The sequence below is a fragment of the Metabacillus arenae genome, from assembly GCF_014773385.1.
Taxonomy (GTDB): Bacteria; Bacillota; Bacilli; order Bacillales; family Bacillaceae; genus Metabacillus_D; species Metabacillus_D arenae.
The window spans coordinates 1-1,814 of the sequence record NZ_JACXAI010000076.1 but is presented as its reverse complement, the minus strand read 5'-3'; the positions used below and the strand labels follow the sequence as shown (position 1 = coordinate 1,814).

The 1,814-nt window shown below is 40.2% G+C and carries 1 protein-coding gene; it reads right to left on the bottom strand.

Translation table 11 applies throughout. The annotated features are described in order from the left end of the window. Positions 1–407: 407 nt before the first annotated feature. The gene (locus IC621_RS26190) at positions 408–1,691 is read right to left on the bottom strand and encodes an IS110 family RNA-guided transposase (protein WP_191162971.1); all 1,284 of its coding nucleotides are present in this window, start codon (positions 1,689–1,691) and stop codon (positions 408–410) included. Between the last annotated feature and the right edge of the window lie 123 nt (positions 1,692–1,814).

Sequence of the window (1,814 nt, the reverse complement as noted above, 5' to 3'; positions counted from 1 at the left end):
ACTCCCTCATTAAAGTAAGGTTTCTCTTTTGTTTTCTCGGTTTTTCTCAGTATTTCAATTTTTATAAGATGAGCATATTGTGGATCGACAGTATTTCATTTCTTTTTTGGAGGAGGAGGGTATACTTAAATAAACCCTTCTTTTCATTTTTCCATAAAAAGGATTAATATCAATAATATGGGCGCTCTTGGATCCCACACTATTCATGGCGGCACACCCTCCCATGTCTCACGGCGTCATATGCGCATACATTCCTTCGTACTGCCTTTCCATGAAGCGGGGTCGGCGATGCTTTCTGACAGGGTCTTTGCCCAATAGTTTAAGTATTTGCCGACTGCTCCGAGCTTCAGTTGTCATTTTTAAAAACGAATACGAATAAACCCATTCTACTAAAAATCTTCCTACCTTTAAGCGGCTTCTTGTAACCTAAAATGGGGGATATCTTTTAACATTTTCTCTGGGCAAAAAGCAACTTGCTTTTTACCAATCACAAACAAAATTCGAATCAATTTACTACATAGGGCAATCAGCGATTGTTTCTTCTTCAATGGGTTGTCTTTTCTGGTTGTAAAATAGTGATGTAGGGCTTTAAATGCTGGGTTTTTAGCGACCAATGGCAGAATCACTTTGTATAATAAAGATCGTAATTTTGGCCGTCCCCTTTTTGTTATGACGGTTTTGCCCTTCCACTTTCCAGACGTGGCCAACTTAAGATTTAGCCCTGCTAATTTTATGATTTGATCAGGATGATCATAGTTTTCTATGGCGCCTATTTCTGCAAAAAATGCGGCAATTGTCTTTTCTCCAACTCCTAAAATTCCCGTCATTTCTTCTACTCCAGGGATCTGTTGGAGTAGTTCTTCTATTCTTTCCCAAACGGTCGCTATCTCTCTTTGAATCAAGTCATATTGGGCTAATAACGTCTTTAATTTTAATCTGGCCAGATCTCTTCCTTCTTTGATCCCAATCGAACTTCGAGCAGCGTCCTTTAGCTGACGGACTTTCTTAATTCCAACTCCTCGTTTTACTTCTTTCCGAATTTCAACAAGAATCTCTTCTTCTTGACATTTAGCGATTTCATCAGGGAATAAACCCATTCGCAATACTTGTAAGGATGCTTTCCCCTCCCACTCAGAGAAGGTCTGTAAGTATTCAGGGAAGTATCGGTCAATCCATTGATGAACCCGCCCCTGAACAGCTTGAAGGTCTTTCATCAGTTGATCATACAAATTCATTCCTTCACGAAGATTCGCATACATCCCTTTAGGTAAATTTGGCTCAGAATACCTGCCATCCTCAATGAGTCTGGAAATCACTCGTGCATCCTTTACATCGTTTTTAGTTGGCGAATTATCGTCAAGCTCTTTTGATTTTTTCACATGGGCTGGATTCACGACGACTACCTTCAACTCTTTGTCTATTAGCCAATAGGCTAAGGGAAGCCAGTAGTGGCCTGTTGGCTCCATCCCAAACACAACCTCTGTCTTTCCTTGTTTCATTTTTAAGCTTTCGACCCAGGTCATGAGACTGGTAAACCCTGTGAAAGAATTTTCGAACGTAAGTGGTTTCCCAAATTGGATTCCCCTAAAATCCTGTGCTCGAGCTACGTGTTTGTATTTCGCGATGTCTATTCCTACAATTAAAGTTGCTTCTGTGAGTTGTAAAATCTTTTCGTTTTGTTTATACTTCATTTGAAGTCCTCCTTCGGTCATTTAAGGGTCCTTGTGCTGCGCAGCTTTGGACACCTCGTATCATACCAAGGGGACTTTTTTTATTCAAACCCCATTTTGCTTTAATACAGGAATGCTTTCTGA